Raw genomic sequence first — 1,823 nt, 5'->3', positions numbered from 1 at the left:
CTCCTGCGCGCCCGCGAACCCCTCGTCGGCTACTGGTCCGTCCTCGACTCCCCGGTCTCCACCGAACGCATCGCCCGCCTCGGCTACGACTACGTCGCCCTCGACGCCCAGCACGGCCTGATCGACCACGCGGGCGTACTGGCCTCGCTGACCGCTATCGACACCAAGGGCTCCACCGCCGTCGGCCTGGTGCGCGTCGAGGCCAACGACCCCTCACCGATCGGCAAGGCCCTCGACGCGGGCGCCGCCGGTGTGATCGTCCCGCTGATCGACAGCGCCCAGGACGCGGCGGACGCCGTGGCCGCCGTTCGCTACCCACCGCTGGGCCGCCGCTCCTACGGTCCGATGCGCGCCGCGCTGCGCATCGGACCCGATCCGGCCGACGCCCACCGCGAGACCGTCGTCCTCGCCATGATCGAGACCGCGGAGGGCCTCGCCCATGTGGAGGAGATCTGCGCCACCGAGGGACTCGACGGCGTGTACGTCGGCCCCTCCGACCTGCGTATCGCGATCGGCGGGACCACGTCCCGGGACCCCGCGGTCGCCGCCGAGTTCGAGGCCGCACTCGTGACGGTGCGTACGGCGGCGGCCGCGGCCGGAATCGCCGCCGGCATCCACACCGGGGACGGCGCCGCCGCGGCCAAACGCCTCGCCGAGGGCTTCACCTTCGCCACGGTGGCCTGCGACCTGGTCCACCTGGAACAGGTGGCGTCCGGTCATCTCGCGGCGGCGAAGGCGAGCGGGGAGGCCCGGTGACGGGCGTGGGGACGGACGCGCTCGAACCTGGCGCCACGTTCCCCACCCCCTCCCGCGACTTACGGCTTCCGCGTACCGCCCACCAGCCACGGGGAACCACCGGGCCCGTCCGCACGGCCCGCCACCGCCACACCCTCAGGGACGTACACCTGAGCCCCGCCTGGCCGGACCGGAAGTTCCGCGTATGACCGCCGCCGCCGCGAGCCCCCCGGTCACCACGCTCATCACCACCCCCACCTTCGCCCGCCACTCGCCCGAACCCTGGGAGATCCTCGCGTCCGCGGGCGCGGGACCGCTTCGCCCGTACGAGGACACCGCCCTGTCGCACACCGAGCTGCTCGCCCGTATCGGCACCGCGGACGCGCTGATCGTCGGTATGGACACCGTCACGGCGGAGGTCATCGACGCGGCCGGCCGTCTCAAGGTCATCGCCAAGCACGGCGTCGGCGTCGACACCATCGACCTCGCCGCCGCCCGCGCCCGGGGCATCCCGGTGGTGTGCGCGCCCGGCAGCAACTCCCGTGCCGTGGCCGAGTACACCTTCGGTCTCGTCCTGTCGGCGTTCCGCGGCATCACCACCGCCCACCGGCAGGTCATGGCGGGGGAGTGGCCCAAGGTGTTCGGCCCCGAACTAGCCGGGCGCACCCTCGGTGTCATCGGCTTCGGCCGCATCGGACGGCTCCTGGCCGGGTACGCGCTCGCCTTCGGTATGACCGTCCTCGCCCACGACCCGTATGTCACGGACACCCCGGGGGCGGAGCGCGTCGACCTGGACGACCTGCTCGCCCGCGCGGACGTGGTGAGCCTCCACCTGCCCGCCGACCCCGCCACGGGTCCCCTTCTCTCCCGCGCCCGCCTCGCCGCCATGAAGCCGGGCGCCCTGCTCGTCAACGCGGCCCGCGGCGGACTCGTCGACGAGGAGGCACTCGCCGCCCTCCTCAGGGACGGGCACCTGGGCGGCGCGGCCCTCGACGCCTTCGCCCACGAACCGCTGCCGGCCGACAGCCCCCTGCGCACCGCCCCCCGCGTCCTGCTCACCTCCCACATGGCGGCCTGTACCCCCGAGG

2 protein-coding genes are annotated in these 1,823 nt (G+C 74.3%); both read left to right on the top strand.

Annotation, left to right across the window (positions count from 1 at the left end):
- Positions 1–3 precede the first annotated feature (3 nt).
- Positions 4–756: an HpcH/HpaI aldolase family protein gene (locus tag FNH04_RS45580; protein ID WP_228032056.1), complete on the top strand. Its 753-nt coding sequence runs from the start codon at positions 4–6 to the stop codon at positions 754–756.
- Between the two features lie 184 nt (positions 757–940).
- Positions 941–1,823: phosphoglycerate dehydrogenase (locus FNH04_RS45575; RefSeq protein ID WP_152792086.1), on the top strand; the 883-nt coding region annotated here is incomplete at its 3' end.

The organism is Streptomyces phyllanthi, from assembly GCF_009377205.1.
Taxonomy (GTDB): domain Bacteria; phylum Actinomycetota; class Actinomycetes; order Streptomycetales; family Streptomycetaceae; genus Streptomyces; species Streptomyces phyllanthi.
This window is presented reverse-complemented; position numbering and strand designations above follow the sequence as displayed.